This is a genomic window from Sporosarcina sp. BP05, from assembly GCF_014282005.1.
Taxonomy (GTDB): domain Bacteria; phylum Bacillota; class Bacilli; order Bacillales_A; family Planococcaceae; genus Sporosarcina.
The window spans coordinates 55,523-71,730 of the sequence record NZ_JACFTD010000010.1 but is presented as its reverse complement, the minus strand read 5'-3'; the positions used below and the strand labels follow the sequence as shown (position 1 = coordinate 71,730).

Here is a 16,208-nt window from a genome sequence, read left to right as displayed (position 1 = left end):
GACCTCCTAGAAGCGAAAATAAAGAAATGGGTTATATGAATCATCCGCTAAGTAAGCGGTCGACAAGACAAGAATAAGTAAACAACATACAGGAATTAAAATTTCGTCAATCACTTTATGCCTCCGTGTCATTTTATTCCTCAATACTTTCCAAATTGGAACCGAACCAAGAAATGCTAACAAAAAGAGGATAGCATTTGTATACGCATCGTACATAAACCGTTCGTTCACCAATACTTGCCCCGAAAATCCAAACATGATTTTCAAGTAGGTCAAGCTCATAGAAAGGTCTTCAAAAACGAATAGTACCCAACTAATCATGACAATTACAAACGCATAGATATGTTGAAAAATCGGATGCATTTTTTCAAGAAACACTAGTAACCCTGCTTTTTCAATCGCAATCAGTACACCGAAGTAAAGTCCCCAAGCCACGAAGTTCCAAGCAGCACCATGCCATAATCCCGTCAGGCCCCAAACGATGAATAAGTTGAGATAGAGCCTGTATTTACCCTTTCTACTCCCGCCTAGTGGTATATACACATAGTCTCGGAACCAAGCACCTAGCGTCATATGCCATCTTCGCCAAAACTCCGAAACATTGCGGGAAACAAACGGATAATTGAAGTTTTGCGGAAAATTAAAGCCAAACATTTTCCCAAGTCCAATTGACATGTCGGAATATCCGCTAAAATCGAAATAGAGTTGTAACCCGAACGCCGCAATCCCCATCCAGGCCGACAGAACAGATAATTCGGCAGGACTTTGTTGCTGTATTTCACTCCATAAAAACCCGATGTTATTGGCAAGCAACACCTTCTTACCAAGACCGATAAGAAATATTTTCACACCTTCTGAGAATTGGTTGAGCGTGACACGCCTGTTTTTTAGTTCATGTTCAATAATTTCGTATCGTACAATGGGTCCCGCAATGAGCTGTGGAAATAAACAAACATATAGCGCAAGCGTCAGCGGATTTCGTTGTGCTTTCACATGTCCACGATACACATCAATTGCATACGACATTGTTTGAAATGTGTAAAATGATAACCCAATCGGTAACGGGAGATCCAATGCATTTATATTCATGTTGAATAAATTATTGATGTTTTCAATAAGGAAATCTGCATACTTGAAAAAAGACAACAAACTTAAATTAATAATAATAGATGAAAGTAATCCGACTTTCGCTTTAATCGGAGCAGTTAACCTGTGTTTTTGAATAAATAACCCATGAAAATAATCTGTAATAGCCGAAAAAATCATTAGAAATATATAAATAGGTTCTCCCCACGCATAAAAAATGAGACTAACGATAAGGAGTATGCTATTTTTCATCTTTCTTGAACCGCAAAAATAAAGAAGTAACGTAGTTGGTAAAAAGAAAAACAGAAATAATAAGCTACTAAATACCACGCGATCACTCCTTCGTTTTTGCTATGTAGAAAGGCGCTTATTCAGCGCCTTTCAAATCACTTTATTTTTTCATCAAAAATCTTTTCTACTGCATCTACATTTTCATACGTAGCATATAGAACATAATTCCCCTTCGTTTTTAACACATTGTTTTTCACTTTTTCATATTGATCAGGAAGATACCTTTCCCATGTTTGTATTTGTGCATCTAATTCTTTTTGTAAGAAAGCTTTCAATGATTCTGTGTCCTTCTCATTCTTCGCTTTCAAGACAATTATTTCATCCGAATTGGTATTAAACATAGCGCCGAACATCAAACCTTCTGCTAGTAAATCTTTGTCAAGATCTGTTCTCTCCATAAATATTTGCGTCATAGGATCGTCGGTTTTAGCATTTACTAAATTCGTCTCCATATAACTTTGAAGAATTGTCTCATCGGACTGTCCCTCGTCGAATCCAGCATCTTTTATATCTTGTACAATTTGTCCCTTAATACTGTCCATTATATCTTTAACGGAAACTTCAGTCGTAGCCACTTCATCCTTTTTACCGTCATTCGATCCTGAACAGCCCACCATTGTAAAAATAACCATTGCACATATGAAAATTCCAAGCACTTTTTTCATAAAAAATTCCTCCTCAACTTTTCAACTAGCCGTTACTTTGGCTGCTAACTAAGTTGACGGATGATCTCCCATTTCGTTACATCCATTTTTAGGAACTTAATTATAAAGTAAAAAGTTCAATCGGAAGAGAGATCCGCCCATTACTATGGAGTTAACAAAGAATTGTTCCACATGAAACATTGTGACTATTGTGGCCAATAGTTCAAGGACGACAAAAAAGACTGCTCATTTTAATTCAGCGTTTTCGATAGTAAAGGGCTTACCCATTATTTCGCCTTATATTTTACAGTTCAATAAGTTCCTACAAACAGCTAAGTAACTTTCTATCCAAAATAAAAAGCATCACTTAAAAAAGAGTGATGCTTTTCCCAGCAAATTGGTGAGCTTTATGGAATTTAATTTGTTCTTGTAAATTTACAGCTAGATGGACCAATGAATCTGCCAACGCTAAAACTTATTTCATATTTTCAATTATTTTTCCCACCCAAAAACAGCGCTGCCAACGACAATACTACTCTGTGTACTAATATGAAATTCCTACGCGAAATCCTATGTTGTCACCTTGCAGTAGTTCACCATAAGCAAAAGAAGCTGTGTCACCAACGGCTATTTGTTTGCCGTCCTCTGGTAACAAGTTGCGCTCGGTTCTATAGTTACCCACTGCAACACCATCCGGCAAATAAGTAGGACATACAATTGTCCAATCAAGCCCTGATTGACGAAGCATGTCATACGCTTTATGGTGCTCCTCTGCCGCAAAAGTCAGCCGGCGATTTGTATCTCCTGCTTCATAACGTAATTTTTGAGGATCAATCTTACTTTGCAAGATCCCAGCTGTCCCAATCGTGACTATTCGATTAATCCATGCATCTTTCATTGCTTTTATCATATGTGGAACCGCTTCAGTCAATGTTGTCGTCTTGTCTGTACCGAGTGCACTGAACACAACATCCATCCCAGCAATGGCAAGCGTAACCGTATCAGCATCACGGACATCCCCTTGGATAACAGTTAACCTGCCATGTGGTGCCAACTTCTCTGGTGAGCGGACGAGCGCCGTCACCTCATACCCTTCTGCTAGTGCTAGTTTCAGGACTTCCTCGCCTACACGGCCTGTTGCTCCAAACAGTGCAATTTTCATTGAAACCAACTCCATTCTTTCATCTATCTTTACTGTAACACTTTTCTATTTAGTCGCTCCTCATTTGTGGTTGGTCTCCTTAATTTATAACCACCCATCACTTCTTCCCATTAAAAAAAGGGCTGCTCCTGTGAGACAACCCTTCCTGCTAATCATTAATAAATCAACTCTTCAACATGCTCACGCATCGTTCCGTTCTTCGCTAAATTCGTATGCCAAGAGAATGCTTTTTCCAAGACATGTGGCGTTTGCCCGCCTCTTTCAAGCGCCTCTTCGAAATATGCACGAAGTTGCTCGCGGTACATCGGGTGCGCGCAACGTTCAATAATGAGTTCAACACGTTCCCTTGGAGCAAGTCCGCGTAAATCTGCATAGCCTTGCTCTGTCACAATGATATCAACGTCATGCTCTGTATGGTCAACATGCGAAACGAACGGGACGATGCTTGAAATATTGCCGCCTTTTGCCACTGATTTCGTAACGAAAATAGCAAGACGTGCATTACGGGCAAAGTCGCCTGAGCCACCGATGCCATTCATCATTTTCGTACCAGAAACATGCGTTGAATTGACGTTGCCGTAGATATCGAGTTCAAGCGCTGTATTGATGGATATCAGGCCGAGACGACGGATAATTTCCGGATGATTCGAAATCTCCTGCGGACGCATGATAAGCTTATCTCGATACTTTTCAAAGTTATTAAAGACGTGATCCATCTTCTCTTCAGATAATGTAATTGAAGCACATGAAGCAAAACGAACCTTTCCAGCATCGATCAAATCGAACACAGAGTCCTGTAGTACTTCTGAATATATTTCTAAATCCTTAAACTCTGAATTGATCATTCCGTGAAGAACTGCATTCGCTACCGATCCAATCCCTGACTGTAGCGGTGCTAAATTTTTAGTTAACCGACCCGCTTGAATCTCAGTACGAAGGAACGTTAATAAATGCTCTGCCATAATTTCCGTTTCTTGATCCGGCGCTACAATCGTAGATGGAGAATCCAGTTGATTCGTGAAAACGATTCCTTTCACCTTTGTCATGTCAATAGGAATGCCAATCGTGCCAATCCGGTCATCTACTTTCATTAACTGGATTGGCGACCTTTCACCCTGTTTGCCTGGATCGTATAAATCATGCAGCCCTGCCAATTGCATAGACTGCGCCATATTAATTTCAATAATGATTGCTTTTGCATGCTGTGCGAACGTCAATGAGTTGCCGACAGAGGTCGTTGGAATCATCATTCCGTCCTCCGTGATTGAAACCGCTTCCAAAATCGCGAAGTCAATTGGCTCGACGACTTCCGCACGAATAAGTTCTGCTGTATGCGACAAATGGTGATCCACAAATAAAAGTTCACCGTCATTAATCTTTTTCCGCATTGTCGGATCGGCTTGGAATGGTAATCTTTTATTTACTATATTAGCTTCAGCAAACAGGCGATCGATATCAGACCCTAACGATGCGCCCGTAAATACATTCACTTTGAACGTTTCCGTTTCCGCGCGTTTCACCAATGCTAGCGGAACGGCCTTCGCGTCACCCGCACGTGTAAATCCACTTAACCCTAGTGTCATACCGTCTTCAATCCAAGACGCTGCCTCTTCTGGCGAGACAACGACGTCTCTCAATTGAACACTTTTAATCCGACCCATATGAATTTCCATCCTAAACGCCCCAATTCATAACTTTTAGTTAATTTTAACTTAAGCACTTACATGAATGAGAAATTAGGTGCTGGACAAGGAATTAATGGGTAAAGCACGCATATACTCGGTTGAGGCAGCATAATTAAAAACCTAAGAGTTTACGAAAGTAACTTGAATACGATTGGCTGACTGGAATTCTAGTTCCATTGTCCATTTCCAAAACAAAAGTCGAGTGCGTATCAGGATAAATCCCCTTGACGTGATGAACATTGACAATATAAGAACGATGGCATCTTACAAACGACTCGCGCGGCAACAAATATTCAAATTCCTGTAACGTGTTTTTATGAGTCCCAGAAAACCCTTCTGCCACTACATACGTTTTTCGATCTTTCACTTCGACATATTTTACGCCCGTGAACGGGACAGGAATCCATCCATCATGCGTCTTAACGGTAACGACAGATTTTCCGTCTGTATATGCTGGATAAATTGCAGTTACACAGCCCTCCAATACATCACCATCATAAAATGGAACAGCCATCCCATGATAAGCGACACCGAACACATCACGGTTGATGAACTCCGACATTTTTTGTTTCTGGGAAATTGCCTTCTGCGCAATAGTCCCTTCCTTCACGGAATCGCCCGGTCTAATTTTTAAATCAACCCGCTTGCTGGGACGATAATAAAGGTACTCTTCTGTATTTGACACAGCTATAGAAATTTCATCCGAAAATACTTCACCAATAACATCCAATAGTGCACCGAGACTTAAGTTCTCCATTTTTTGACCCCTTTTGCTCATTTCACAATTTATTCCTATGTTGTACCTTCTATTATACTAGATACTGACTTTATACAAAAAAAACTGATAACCGCCTTTGGAGCCAATGTACATCGAGATTTACGAGACTTATTGTATAATTGATTGTACAACTACTTATATCTTGATTATACTAAATACTATCATAAACTAAAAATTGTGATAATAGTAACCTAAATAACGAGGGGGAAAAAGCATGCATATTAGAGACCTGCTTTTAGAGCGACTTGGAGTTGCTACAGTGAATACCAATCAAACCGTGAGAGAAGTGCTGGATCAAATCAAAATGAGTGGATATAGATGTATTCCCGTTGTTGACAATGAAGACTTCTACAAAGGTATGATTTATAAAGTTCACTTGATCGAATATCTGTACGAAGACAATGGGGATGAGAATTCTAAAATCGACCATTTGCTGAAGCATCAAGATACATTTATAACAGAACGTTCATCTTTTTTAAGTGCACTCATCGAAATCAAGTCACTACCTTTTTTAAGCGTTGTAGAAAGCGGGAAACTCGTTGGGATATTAACGCATAATAAAGTTGAAAGTGTGTTGGAAGATGCCTTCGGATTAAAAACGGGGGGAATCAATCTTACAATTTCTTCAACTGAAGCTAAAGGTATGATTGAAAAACTGACGAAAACGTTACGCGGTGAAAACATCGAAGGTATGTTCACGCTCGATAATGGTTCCGTTCTCGCTCGAAGAGTAGTCATTACACTTGAAAGCGGCAAGACGGATGCAGAAATCGAGAAACTAACCGAAAAACTTGAAAAAGGCGGTTTCAGGATTCTGCAAGTAGATAAAATCGAAAAAGCTGATTGAGAGATAAAGTTAATCTTCAATCAGTGGGGGTTCTACTGCCCGTTAATTTGGGATAAACCGAAAAGCGTTGCACACATTGTAGAATGTGTGCAACGCTTTTCGGTTTTATCATGTCGTCGTTGTTTTCACATCAGGTTCAGGCACCCGCGAGAGAATAATGATCCCGATAATGAACAGAATAACCAGGCTGAATACCCCGTACGCGGAGCTTCCTGTCAGTTGTGCAGTCACCCCTACTAGTAAAGGTCCCATGACCGAGGCAAATTTACCGAAAATATTATAGAAGCCGAAAAACTCATTCGACTTTTCTTTTGGTACAAGCCTCGCAAAATACGAACGACTTAGCGCTTGAATACCGCCTTGCGACGTCGCAACAAGCATCGCCAATACCCAGAAGTCCATCGTTGTTTTCATGAAAAACGCATAAATACAAACAATGATATAGACGCAAATTCCTACGTATAACATCTTTTTCCCCGTAAACTTCTGCGCCAATTTACCATAAAGAATCGCGAAAGGTGCCGCCACAACCTGTGTGACAAACAAAATAATAAGAAGGTTTGTTGCACTAATTCCTAAATCCGATCCGTAAGCCGTGGACATTGAAATAATTGTCCCAACTCCGTCTATATAAAAGAAATAAGCCAATAAAAATAAAAACACTGTCCTGTATTTACGGATTTCTTTAAATGTACCGCCAAGACGTCTAAAACTGCTTGCTAGCATATTTGGTTCACGCTTAATGCCATGGATCTGGTGAACATTTTTGACCATCGGAATTGTGAACATGAACCACCAAATTGCTGTAATTACGAAGGCTATCCTACTAGCAGTAGACGTTGCGAGCGGAATAACTCCTCTATCAGCCAACAAAATGATAGCAATGCTGATGATGAACGGAATCGTGCTCCCGATATACCCAAGTCCAAAGCCCCGTGCAGATATCTTGTTCATCCGCTCTTCCGGCGTAACATCCACTAAGAATGCATCGTAAAATATATTCGCCCCATGAAAACCGACGGCGGTTATGGTGTAAATGATTAATAACCATAACCAGTTCCCGTTTGGCACGAATGCCAATGAAAGCGTCGCGACTGTCCCCATAAGGAAAAAGAATTGAAAGAACTTCTTCTTTAATCCTTCATAATCGGCAATCGTTCCTAAAAGAGGTCCAATCATCGCCAGTATGAATGTAGCAATCGCAACCGTATACCCCAGATAGGCAGTCGAATTTGACATACTCACGCCTGCATCTGTCGCAACTGCCTTGTAGTAAAGCGGGAACACCGCTGTCGTAATAATAATCGAATACGCAGAGTTCGCCCAATCATAGAAAATCCAGCTGTTCTCCTCTTTACTGTACTTCTTCACAACCCATTCCCCCTTCACTCCCTATTTACAGTGTATAATTAAGGTATGTTGAAAAATAAGGAAAAATCAAAATCGCACAACCTCATTATTCTGCGATAAATACGTATGTTGACAACGGTTTAATCGCATGATTCTTTTGTGCTTCTTCTAACAAAATTACTTCAGATTGGATAAGTGATTTAAGTTTTCCAGGCAAATCAACAAGATTAATAATCTCCTCTTTGTAATCGGCTAACGTCATAGCAATTTCCCATTTTGCATCTTGTAGTTGGGTCGAATGAATAGATTGTTCATTTGTAATTGTCCAGCCCACGTTTTCTACGGCACGTTTAACATCCGCTGGCGTAAACAGTGTACGCACATTCGAAAGACTACTTTCTTTGAAACACTCATACTGCGATTGAATAAGCACAGCCAGAAAATGTGGGTATTGTTCAATCATTTGAATTCTTGAATCCCACTCAGCAAAACATAATGTCTTGCCCCATTTTCTAACCTTCTTTACTATCCCCTCGAGTTCCTCAAATGATTTTAAGTACCAGGAACAATGTGAGAAAACAATATAGTCAAAACTATTTTCCGGAAAATCTATTTCCGCTGCTAAAACGTCAACATTAAACTCCATTTTAAGCTGTTTTCCTAACTTCGACTGCTTTAAATAACGGGCGGAATCACCAACTGTTATCGGGGCACCGTAATCTGGAGACGCAATATCTATCCCGTGAACAAATCCTTTTTCTCCGACGATATATGCTAACACAGCCGTCGTATCGCCTTGACCACAACCGATTTCTAAAACATTACCTCCTTCTTTGATTCCCCAAAACTCAACAAGCTTAAGACGATGCTCCGTTTGAATTTGCTGAATGATGCCCATATCAACATTGGACGCCATACACTCTACAATAGTTGTAATCGCATGGTCTTTCATATATGCACCTCGTTTTATGTGAACACTTAGGTGAACGACCTCCACCCAAATGTCTTTCTAAAGTTCTTTTCGCCAAAGTCTCCTAGTTCCCCTTTTTTACGCAAGCATCAGGTGCCCAATTCCCTCCTCTTCTCACTATCTATACCATTTATTCGTCTATACTTTTTATGCTTCTAATCTTGGAACCCTTCATTTCTTAGCGTTTTAATTGATTCCCGCAAGATTTACAAACTCATTCACGGCACCTATATCTATGCTATAGTAAAAGAACAACTGAATAACGTGTAGAAATTAGGTGCTTTTTTACGTTCGTATAAAAGCTTAAAAGGGAAGTTCGGTGGAAAACCGACGCTGTCCCGCAACTGTAAATGGGAGTGCTCTTTTCAAATCCACTGTTCGTTACGAATGGGAAGGGAAAAGAACGTGAAGATCATGAGCCAGGAGACCTGCCTATTTCAGTACACACCAATACCCTACGCGGATAGGAGGTGTTAAGTGCGGCTATGATCGAGCAATTACTTGTAAAAGCCGCCGTACGAAAGAACGTAATCAGAAAGAACCATAAGAGGACTCAATACCTCTTCTTTCACTATGCACTTAATAGTGTTCTTCTGTTTACGAACCATTCGTTACGGCAACAAGCGACCATACAAATTTACGCATACTAGCATCTTCCTGACGTTTTACTAGGAAGATGTTTTTTTATTTCCATAAAAGAAAGGGATTTTAGCCAATGAAACTTGGAACAAAAGAATATTATCTGGACGCATTCAAACACGTCTTAATGACAAACCTCATCATAAGCGAATCACAATCACTGTCTTCAACCCAGTCCTATTATGAAGAACAAATCGGACAAACAACGACTATAAATGAAGAGGAAAAAAGCCTTTATTCACGTAATCTCCAAAAAGCATTCGATGAAATCAAACACGAAGTAATCGGTTCACCAGAAGATTAATCTAAAGTAAACATCAAAAAAAGCGTGGCAGTCATGATAGACTTCCCACGCTTTTAATGTATTTACAGTTCCTGATAATTTCTTTGATGGTTTCCACCATCTTTTACATCCGCATGATACAACGCTTTTAACGCGAAACTTTTCTCCAGGTCAAGTTCTCCCATTATCTGTTTCAGACGTTTTGACAGCTCCGGATCGTTCTTCACAAGCTTCTCCATTTTTGTTCTTGAATATTTCATAATCTGATTCCTCCTTCACACTAAGTTTGTCTATACAGTATACCATCAATTTAGTGTCATTCGCCCAATTCAGATTTGCTATACTAAAGATAGTAGCAAGAAATGGACTGGAGCGACGACATGTATAAAACAATTGGCATACTTGCGCACGTAGATGCAGGAAAAACAACTTTTTCTGAACAACTGCTTTATCACACAAAAAGTATTAAACAAAGAGGCCGCGTGGACCATAAAGACGCCTTCCTCGATAGCCATACAATCGAGAAAGAAAGAGGAATTACGGTTTTTGCAGACCAGGCATCCATTTCTTATAACGGATCCACCTACTACATTATCGACACACCTGGGCACGTCGACTTTTCTCCTGAGATGGAACGCGCCATTCAAGTGATGGACTATGCCATTATTATAATTAGCGCAAGCGACGGCGTGGAAGGTCACACGGAAACCGTCTGGCAACTGCTGCGTAAACATCAAATGCCTACGTTCTTTTTTATCAATAAAACAGATCGTGAAGGAACAGACATTGAAAGCGTACTCCATGAAATTCGCACCAATCTATCGGAAGACATCTGTGACCTTACATCCTCTTTCAATGAAGGTATCATGCATGAGGAACTCATTGAATTTATCGCAGAACGAGATGAAGAACTGCTAGAAACCTATATGGAATCAGGTTACGACAAGGACTTATGGCTTGCAACATTAAAGGAAATGATTAGCGACAATAAAGTCTTCGCCCTATCCAGTGGTTCTGCACTTAAGGATATCGGTGTCATGGCATTTTTCGAGAAACTCGATGTATTGACAGCAACTTCTTACGAGGATGACAGTGATTTCTCCGCACAGGTCTATAAAATCCGCCATGATGACAGTGGTAACAGGGTCACTTTCCTTAAATCATTAAACGGTACGCTAAGTGTCAGAGACGAAGTAAACTATGGTGATTACACGGAGAAAGTGACACAGATTCGCATCTATAACAGTAATAAGTTCAAAGCAATTGACCATGTTCAGGCCGGCGAACTGTTCGCCGTTACTGGATTAACACAAGCATCCATTGGTGACGGTGTTGGAGCACTAAAAGAAAAAGCTGCCTTTGACATGATTCCTACCCTTAAGTCGAAAGTGATTTTCAACGCTTCCATCCATGTCAAAGAAGTGCTTCGATGCTTTAACCTGCTCGATGCGGAAGATCCTTCTTTGCGCGTCTTCTGGGATGAACACTTTCAAGAAATTCATGTCCATGTTATGGGCGTCATCCAGCTTGAAGTACTCCAACAAATTGTTAACGAGCGGTTTTCGATTCAAGTCTCTTTCGGCGAACCTAAAATACTGTATAAGGAAACCATTGAAACGACCGTAACGGGTTATGGTCATTTTGAGCCTTTAAGGCATTACGCGGAAGTCCATCTTTTAATCGAACCAGCTGAAAGAAGTAGTGGCATACAGTTTAACAACGTTTGCCATGCAAACGATTTACTTATCGGTCATCAAAACGTAGTACGCAGCCATTTATTCGAACGAGAGCATCATGGTTTATTAACCGGCTCAGCCCTCACAGATGTCAAAGTAACGTTACTGACCGGACGAAGCCATAACGAGTACACGTCTGGCGGTGACTTTAGAGAGGCCACTTTCCGGGCTCTGCGACAAGGTCTAGAACAAGCCTCCAATACGTTGCTTGAACCCTATTACGATTTCAAAATAAAAGTCGATTTGGATCATATGGGACGAGTGCTGTCGGACATCCAACAAGCACATGGTAGCTTTGAGGCACCAGAAACGATTGGTGAAAAAGTAATTGTAAAAGGGCGCGTTCCAGTCGCTACCTTTATGAATTACAGCGCCGCCTTTGCTTCGTTCACTCACGGCAAAGGGACGCTTAGCTTGTTATTTGGGGGCTATGACCGCTGTCACAACCAGGAGCAAGTCATTGAGGAAATTGGTTATAACAAAGAAGCGGACCCCGAATACTCGTCCACTTCTATTTTCTTGGCCAAAGGAAAAGGCTATTCAGTCCCCTGGTATGAAGCCTATAAGGCCATGCATTGTTTATAAGGGAAGGCTACTTGTTGTTTTATTCATACGACACGCCGATTTCAGCATCTTTCGACAATTTTTAATAGAATGTGATTGACAATCCTTTCAAATGAATATACTATTACTAGTATTCTTAATTTAATAAAAAGCCTCTTATTAAGAGCGGCAGAGGGACTGGCCCTACGATGCCCGGCAACCATTCGCGTTTAATTTCTAAACACGAAAGGTGCCAAATCCAGCAAGGTACTTTAGTACTTTGAAAAATGAGAGAAACACTTGCAGCGTAAGTGTATTCAATCCTCTCTTTGATGAGAGGTTTTTTTTATTCTCATTTGGTTGATACGTAAACAATATAGAAGGGAGAGAGTGATATTACACAGTCAGTCGTTAAAGGAGCACCTGGCCATTACAGAATCGGTGAAAAGGTACTAATGGATCTAGAAATTCTTTTATCGGAGCTAGGCATTCAAAAGTTCCATATTGTAGCAGGGAAAAAAGCTTGGAGTGCTGTACTTCCTTACTTGCCAGATGAGATTGTAAAGAGAGCAAGTGCTAATTTCACATTTATCGAAGGACATTGTACTTTACATACAGTTGAAGGTATTGCTAGTCAATTATCTTTAAACGCAGCAGATGCCGTAATTGGTATCGGAGGTGGAACAGCTTTAGATATCGCTAAGGCTTCAGCTGTAAAAGCTGGAATTAAGTCAATCTTAATCCCAAGCATTGCTTCCACTTGTGCAGCATGGACCCCGCTTAGTGTGTTTTACGATGACAAGGGAACTTTTACACATTATACAGAATTCCCTCTAGCTAATACACTTGTGCTCATTGAACCTTCGATCATTGCCAAATCGCCTATTCACTATTTAAAAGCTGGTATTGGAGATACTTTGGCAAAGTTTTACGAGGCAGATGCGTTAATCGAGTCATTTTATAAAAATGAGGAATTTCCCGTTTGGCTTAAAATTTCACAATTCTCGGCAGCCATATGTAGGGATGTCCTACTAAAAGATAGTAAGGCCGCCCTAGAATCTGCTTCTACAGGCAATGTTTCCGATGAATTAGTCAGCGTTATTGAAGCCATCATCATGACCGGCGGAATGGTTGGAGGATTTGGTGGGAAAGCGGGACGAGTAGCAGGCGCCCACTCCATACATAACGGACTTACCGAAGCGAAGGAAGCAAAAAGCTTTCTACACGGGGAGCTCGTTGCATACGGAATACTTGTCCAATTGGCTTTAGAAGAAAAAGAAGAAGAACTACTAAAACTAATGGGCTATTATCTTGAATGGGGATTGCCAATTAGTTTAACAAACTTGGCAATTGACCCCGAAGATCATGTTCTGCTAAAAAGAATTAGTAAAAAGGCTTTGTTGCCTCAAGAGTCTATTCACTTTATGAATAGAAGTATTACTGAAGAAGGCTTGCTAACTGCAATGCAGAAAATTGAAAAGCTACATTATTCATAAGCACCAACAAAAAACAGAGATGGATAGGAGAATTGATATGAAAAAGTGGTTGTTAGTTAGTTTATTGGTTTTAGTAGTAGGGGCTCTTGCGGCTTGTGGCGGCAAGGATAAGTCAGAAGGATCAGATTTACTAAGCGATGGTAAATTAGTTGTTGGCGTAACGGCAGGTCCTCACGAACAGATTGTTGAAAAAGTTAAAGAACTGGCCGAAAAAGACGGATTGACTATTGAACTAAAAGTATTCACTGATTATGTAATGCCAAACGTAGCTTTAGCTGAAAAAGAAATTGATATAAACAGTTTTCAAACTGAACCTTTCTTTGATCATATGGTAAAAGACCGTAATTTGGATCTTGTAAAAGTAGCAGACACAGTTACCTTCCCTATGGGTGTTTACTCATCTAAAGTAAAGGCTATCAGCGAACTAAAAAACGGCGCTAAAATCGGATTGCCTAGTGATCCAACAAACAGCGGCCGTGCACTTTTGCTATTTGAACTTGCCGGTCTTATTACGATTAAAGACGGTGTCGGTCTAAATGCAACGGTAAACGATATTGATGAAAACAAGAATGGTTATGCATTTATTGAACTTGATTCCGCTCAAATTGCTCGCCAACTAGATGAGCTTGACGCTGCCGCTATTAATACTAACTTCGCAATAGAATCCGGTCTTTCTCCAACAAAAGATTCGATTTTTATCGAGCCAAAGGATTCTCCATTCGCGAACCTTATTGCCGTAAGAACTGAATCTAAGGATGAAGAAGTTGTTCAGCAGTTTATAGATTTATATCGTTCAGAAGAAGTAAAGAAATTCATCGAGGAAACGTTTGATGGAGCCATTATTCCTTCCTGGTAACTATTTTTGCTAGCTAAACCGGATTCTTTATTTCAAAATAAATAGTGACAAAGTAAGGAGAGGACGCTTGCATTTTTTATAATGCCTATGCGCCTCTCTTTCTCGAAAGGAGCAAAAAATATGATTATATTGGAAAATGTTTCGAAAGTGTTTACGGTAAAAAGCAAAGAGGTGAAAGCCGTCAACGATGCCAATATTCATGTGAAAAAAGGTGAGATTCATGGGGTCATTGGTTACAGTGGTGCTGGTAAAAGCACCTTAATCCGATGTGTGAACCTACTTGAACGACCGACGAGCGGAAAGATAGTCATAAACGGTGAAGAAATAACCGCGCTCTCCCCTAATAAGTTAGGGGCTACACGCCAAAAGATAGGAATGATTTTTCAAGGATTCAACTTATTGAAAACAGCAACCGTTTACGACAACATTGCCATTCCGTTAAAACTTCTAGGGGTCAATAAAGAAGAAGTGAAAGTACGTACGAATAAGTATTTAGCGATTGTTGGTTTACAAGATAAGCATCATCATTATCCTTCTCAATTGTCTGTCGGGCAAAAGCAGCGTGTCGCAATTGCAAGAGCGTTGGCGCAGGAGCCGGAAATATTGCTAAGCGATGAGGCGACAAGTGCACTTGATCCCGAGACAACGGATTCCATCCTTGATTTGCTATTAAAAATAAACGAAGAGTTTGGCATCACAATTTTACTTATCACACATGAAATGAACGTGATACAAAAAATTTGTGATTACGTCTACGTACTCGAAGGTGGAAGTATCGTGGAACAAGGCACAACGATTGGGCTATTCACAAATCCATCTCACCAAACGACGAAAAAGTTTTTAAACACCATTTCCCAACGTAACTTGTCTGCAACTTTGATTTCGCAATTGAATTTGTCCGGCTCGGTAATCAGGCTAACCTTTACTGGTTTGGTTACAGGAAAACCGTTACTTGCAGAGGTAAGTCAAAAGTTTAATGTCAAGCCAAATATATTAGCTGCGAATATCATCGAACTAAAAAATGGCGTAATTGGGAATTTAGTCGTTCATATTATCGGTGAAAAAAGCGATGTCGAAAGTACTTTGTGTTTCTTACAAGAACAAGGTGTCGGCACAGAAGAATTGAGGGATGAAAATTGAGCGAGTTTATCGAGAAGTGGTTGCCCCAATTCCAACAAGCGACTGTCGAAACCTTTCAAATGGTCGGAATATCACTTTTGTTTTCTATCATTATCGGAATTCCTTTAGGGATTTTATTGGTGCTTTCACGACCCGGACAAGCACTGGATAATAAATGGTTAAACCATCTATTAAATTTAGTCGTTAACATTGTCAGATCCGTTCCATTTATTATTTTATTATTTTTCATCTTGCCTTTCACGAAACTAATTGTAGGCACGACAATTGGGGTACAAGGCGTCATCGTCCCTCTCGTAATCTATACTTCTCCATACATTGCCCGTCTAATGGAAACGGCATTATTGGAAGTCGAAAATGGAGTAGTAGAAGCTTATACGGCGATGGGCATTAAAACAAGACACATCATTTGGAATGTAATGCTAAGAGAAGCCCGCCCATCCATCATTTTGGGGTTAACAATTGCTACTGTTAGCTTAGTCGGTGCAACCGCAATGGCAGGTCTCGTCGGCGCCGGAGGTCTTGGTGATTTAGCTTATCGTTATGGGCATTTGAGATACGAAGTTGACGTAATGTACGTAACCATCTTTATTCTTATCATCCTTGTTCAAAGTATCCAGTCGCTCGGAAATAGGCTCGCTACACGTCTGAAAAAGGACTAATTCAAGTGTTTTTTTATAAAAAGAAAACCAAATTCCTTACGAA

General features: G+C 40.2%; 15 protein-coding genes and 2 riboswitches. Of the genes, 7 read left to right on the top strand and 8 right to left on the bottom strand.

Annotation, left to right across the window (positions count from 1 at the left end; translation table 11 throughout):
- Positions 1–6 precede the first annotated feature (6 nt).
- The 5 genes from H2672_RS12850 to H2672_RS12830 form a co-directional block, all read right to left on the bottom strand.
- On the bottom strand, positions 7–1,416 hold the full coding sequence (locus H2672_RS12850) for an MBOAT family O-acyltransferase (protein WP_186671980.1): 1,410 nt from the start codon (positions 1,414–1,416) through the stop codon (positions 7–9).
- A 56-nt stretch (positions 1,417–1,472) separates the two neighbouring features.
- The gene (locus tag H2672_RS12845; protein ID WP_186671978.1) at positions 1,473–2,042 is read right to left on the bottom strand and encodes a DUF4358 domain-containing protein; all 570 of its coding nucleotides are present in this window, start codon (positions 2,040–2,042) and stop codon (positions 1,473–1,475) included.
- Positions 2,043–2,565: 523 nt separating this feature from the next.
- Positions 2,566–3,183, bottom strand: a complete 618-nt coding sequence (locus H2672_RS12840) for an NAD(P)-dependent oxidoreductase (RefSeq protein WP_186671976.1) — start codon at positions 3,181–3,183, stop codon at positions 2,566–2,568.
- A gap of 155 nt (positions 3,184–3,338) precedes the next feature.
- The gene (locus tag H2672_RS12835; protein WP_186671974.1) at positions 3,339–4,856 is read right to left on the bottom strand and encodes a succinyl-CoA:acetate CoA-transferase ScpC; all 1,518 of its coding nucleotides are present in this window, start codon (positions 4,854–4,856) and stop codon (positions 3,339–3,341) included.
- Between the two features lie 124 nt (positions 4,857–4,980).
- Positions 4,981–5,625, bottom strand: coding sequence for a LytTR family DNA-binding domain-containing protein (locus H2672_RS12830; protein WP_186671972.1), 645 nt, complete (start codon positions 5,623–5,625; stop codon positions 4,981–4,983).
- Positions 5,626–5,860: 235 nt separating this feature from the next.
- On the opposite strand from H2672_RS12830, the gene H2672_RS12825 reads away from it, so the two are divergent.
- The gene (locus H2672_RS12825) at positions 5,861–6,493 is read left to right on the top strand and encodes a CBS domain-containing protein (RefSeq protein ID WP_186671970.1); all 633 of its coding nucleotides are present in this window, start codon (positions 5,861–5,863) and stop codon (positions 6,491–6,493) included.
- A 108-nt stretch (positions 6,494–6,601) separates the two neighbouring features.
- On the opposite strand, the gene H2672_RS12820 is transcribed toward H2672_RS12825, so the two are convergent.
- Positions 6,602–7,864: an MFS transporter gene (locus tag H2672_RS12820; RefSeq protein ID WP_186671967.1), complete on the bottom strand. Its 1,263-nt coding sequence runs from the start codon at positions 7,862–7,864 to the stop codon at positions 6,602–6,604.
- An 85-nt stretch (positions 7,865–7,949) separates the two neighbouring features.
- Positions 7,950–8,840, bottom strand: coding sequence for a class I SAM-dependent methyltransferase (locus H2672_RS12815; RefSeq protein ID WP_370569647.1), 891 nt, complete (start codon positions 8,838–8,840; stop codon positions 7,950–7,952).
- 231 nt (positions 8,841–9,071) lie between these two features.
- Positions 9,072–9,263: riboswitch (cobalamin riboswitch) on the top strand.
- A 265-nt stretch (positions 9,264–9,528) separates the two neighbouring features.
- Between H2672_RS12815 and H2672_RS12810 the strand changes: the two genes are divergently transcribed.
- Complete coding sequence (locus tag H2672_RS12810) at positions 9,529–9,756, top strand: hypothetical protein (RefSeq protein WP_186671963.1); 228 nt, start codon at positions 9,529–9,531, stop codon at positions 9,754–9,756.
- 62 nt (positions 9,757–9,818) lie between these two features.
- On the opposite strand, the gene H2672_RS12805 is transcribed toward H2672_RS12810, so the two are convergent.
- Entirely contained in the window at positions 9,819–9,995 is a 177-nt protein-coding gene (locus H2672_RS12805) for a hypothetical protein (RefSeq protein ID WP_186671960.1), read from the bottom strand.
- A gap of 120 nt (positions 9,996–10,115) precedes the next feature.
- Between H2672_RS12805 and H2672_RS12800 the strand changes: the two genes are divergently transcribed.
- The 5 genes from H2672_RS12800 (at position 10,116) to H2672_RS12780 (ending at position 16,165) form a co-directional block, all read left to right on the top strand.
- Positions 10,116–12,056, top strand: coding sequence for a GTP-binding protein (locus tag H2672_RS12800; RefSeq protein WP_186671958.1), 1,941 nt, complete (start codon positions 10,116–10,118; stop codon positions 12,054–12,056).
- A 132-nt stretch (positions 12,057–12,188) separates the two neighbouring features.
- A riboswitch (SAM riboswitch) is annotated at positions 12,189–12,308 on the top strand.
- Between the two features lie 101 nt (positions 12,309–12,409).
- Entirely contained in the window at positions 12,410–13,510 is a 1,101-nt protein-coding gene (locus tag H2672_RS12795; RefSeq protein ID WP_186672047.1) for an iron-containing alcohol dehydrogenase family protein, read from the top strand.
- 37 nt (positions 13,511–13,547) lie between these two features.
- A complete protein-coding gene (locus tag H2672_RS12790) occupies positions 13,548–14,366 on the top strand; it encodes a MetQ/NlpA family ABC transporter substrate-binding protein (RefSeq protein WP_186671956.1) in 819 nt (272 codons plus the stop codon).
- A gap of 120 nt (positions 14,367–14,486) precedes the next feature.
- Positions 14,487–15,506: a methionine ABC transporter ATP-binding protein gene (locus H2672_RS12785; protein ID WP_186671953.1), complete on the top strand. Its 1,020-nt coding sequence runs from the start codon at positions 14,487–14,489 to the stop codon at positions 15,504–15,506.
- Positions 15,503–16,165: a methionine ABC transporter permease gene (locus H2672_RS12780; protein WP_255485811.1), complete on the top strand. Its 663-nt coding sequence runs from the start codon at positions 15,503–15,505 to the stop codon at positions 16,163–16,165. Before H2672_RS12785 ends, H2672_RS12780 begins: the two co-directional genes overlap by 4 nt.
- Positions 16,166–16,208: the final 43 nt, after the last annotated feature.

What these genes read in the sequence shown, in the direction of transcription:
- H2672_RS12790 (WP_186671956.1), top strand. Translation starts at nt 13,548, where the DNA reads ATGAAAAAGTGGTTGTTAGTTAGTTTATTGGTTTTAGTAGTAGGGGCT.
- H2672_RS12800 (WP_186671958.1), top strand. Translation starts at nt 10,116, where the DNA reads ATGTATAAAACAATTGGCATACTTGCGCACGTAGATGCAGGAAAAACA.
- H2672_RS12840 (WP_186671976.1), bottom strand. Translation starts at nt 3,183, where the DNA reads ATGAAAATTGCACTGTTTGGAGCAACAGGCCGTGTAGGCGAGGAAGTC.
- H2672_RS12825 (WP_186671970.1), top strand. Translation starts at nt 5,861, where the DNA reads ATGCATATTAGAGACCTGCTTTTAGAGCGACTTGGAGTTGCTACAGTG.
- H2672_RS12810 (WP_186671963.1), top strand. Translation starts at nt 9,529, where the DNA reads ATGAAACTTGGAACAAAAGAATATTATCTGGACGCATTCAAACACGTC.
- H2672_RS12785 (WP_186671953.1), top strand. Translation starts at nt 14,487, where the DNA reads ATGATTATATTGGAAAATGTTTCGAAAGTGTTTACGGTAAAAAGCAAA.
- H2672_RS12845 (WP_186671978.1), bottom strand. Translation starts at nt 2,042, where the DNA reads ATGAAAAAAGTGCTTGGAATTTTCATATGTGCAATGGTTATTTTTACA.
- H2672_RS12830 (WP_186671972.1), bottom strand. Translation starts at nt 5,625, where the DNA reads ATGGAGAACTTAAGTCTCGGTGCACTATTGGATGTTATTGGTGAAGTA.
- H2672_RS12805 (WP_186671960.1), bottom strand. Translation starts at nt 9,995, where the DNA reads ATGAAATATTCAAGAACAAAAATGGAGAAGCTTGTGAAGAACGATCCG.
- H2672_RS12835 (WP_186671974.1), bottom strand. Translation starts at nt 4,856, where the DNA reads ATGGAAATTCATATGGGTCGGATTAAAAGTGTTCAATTGAGAGACGTC.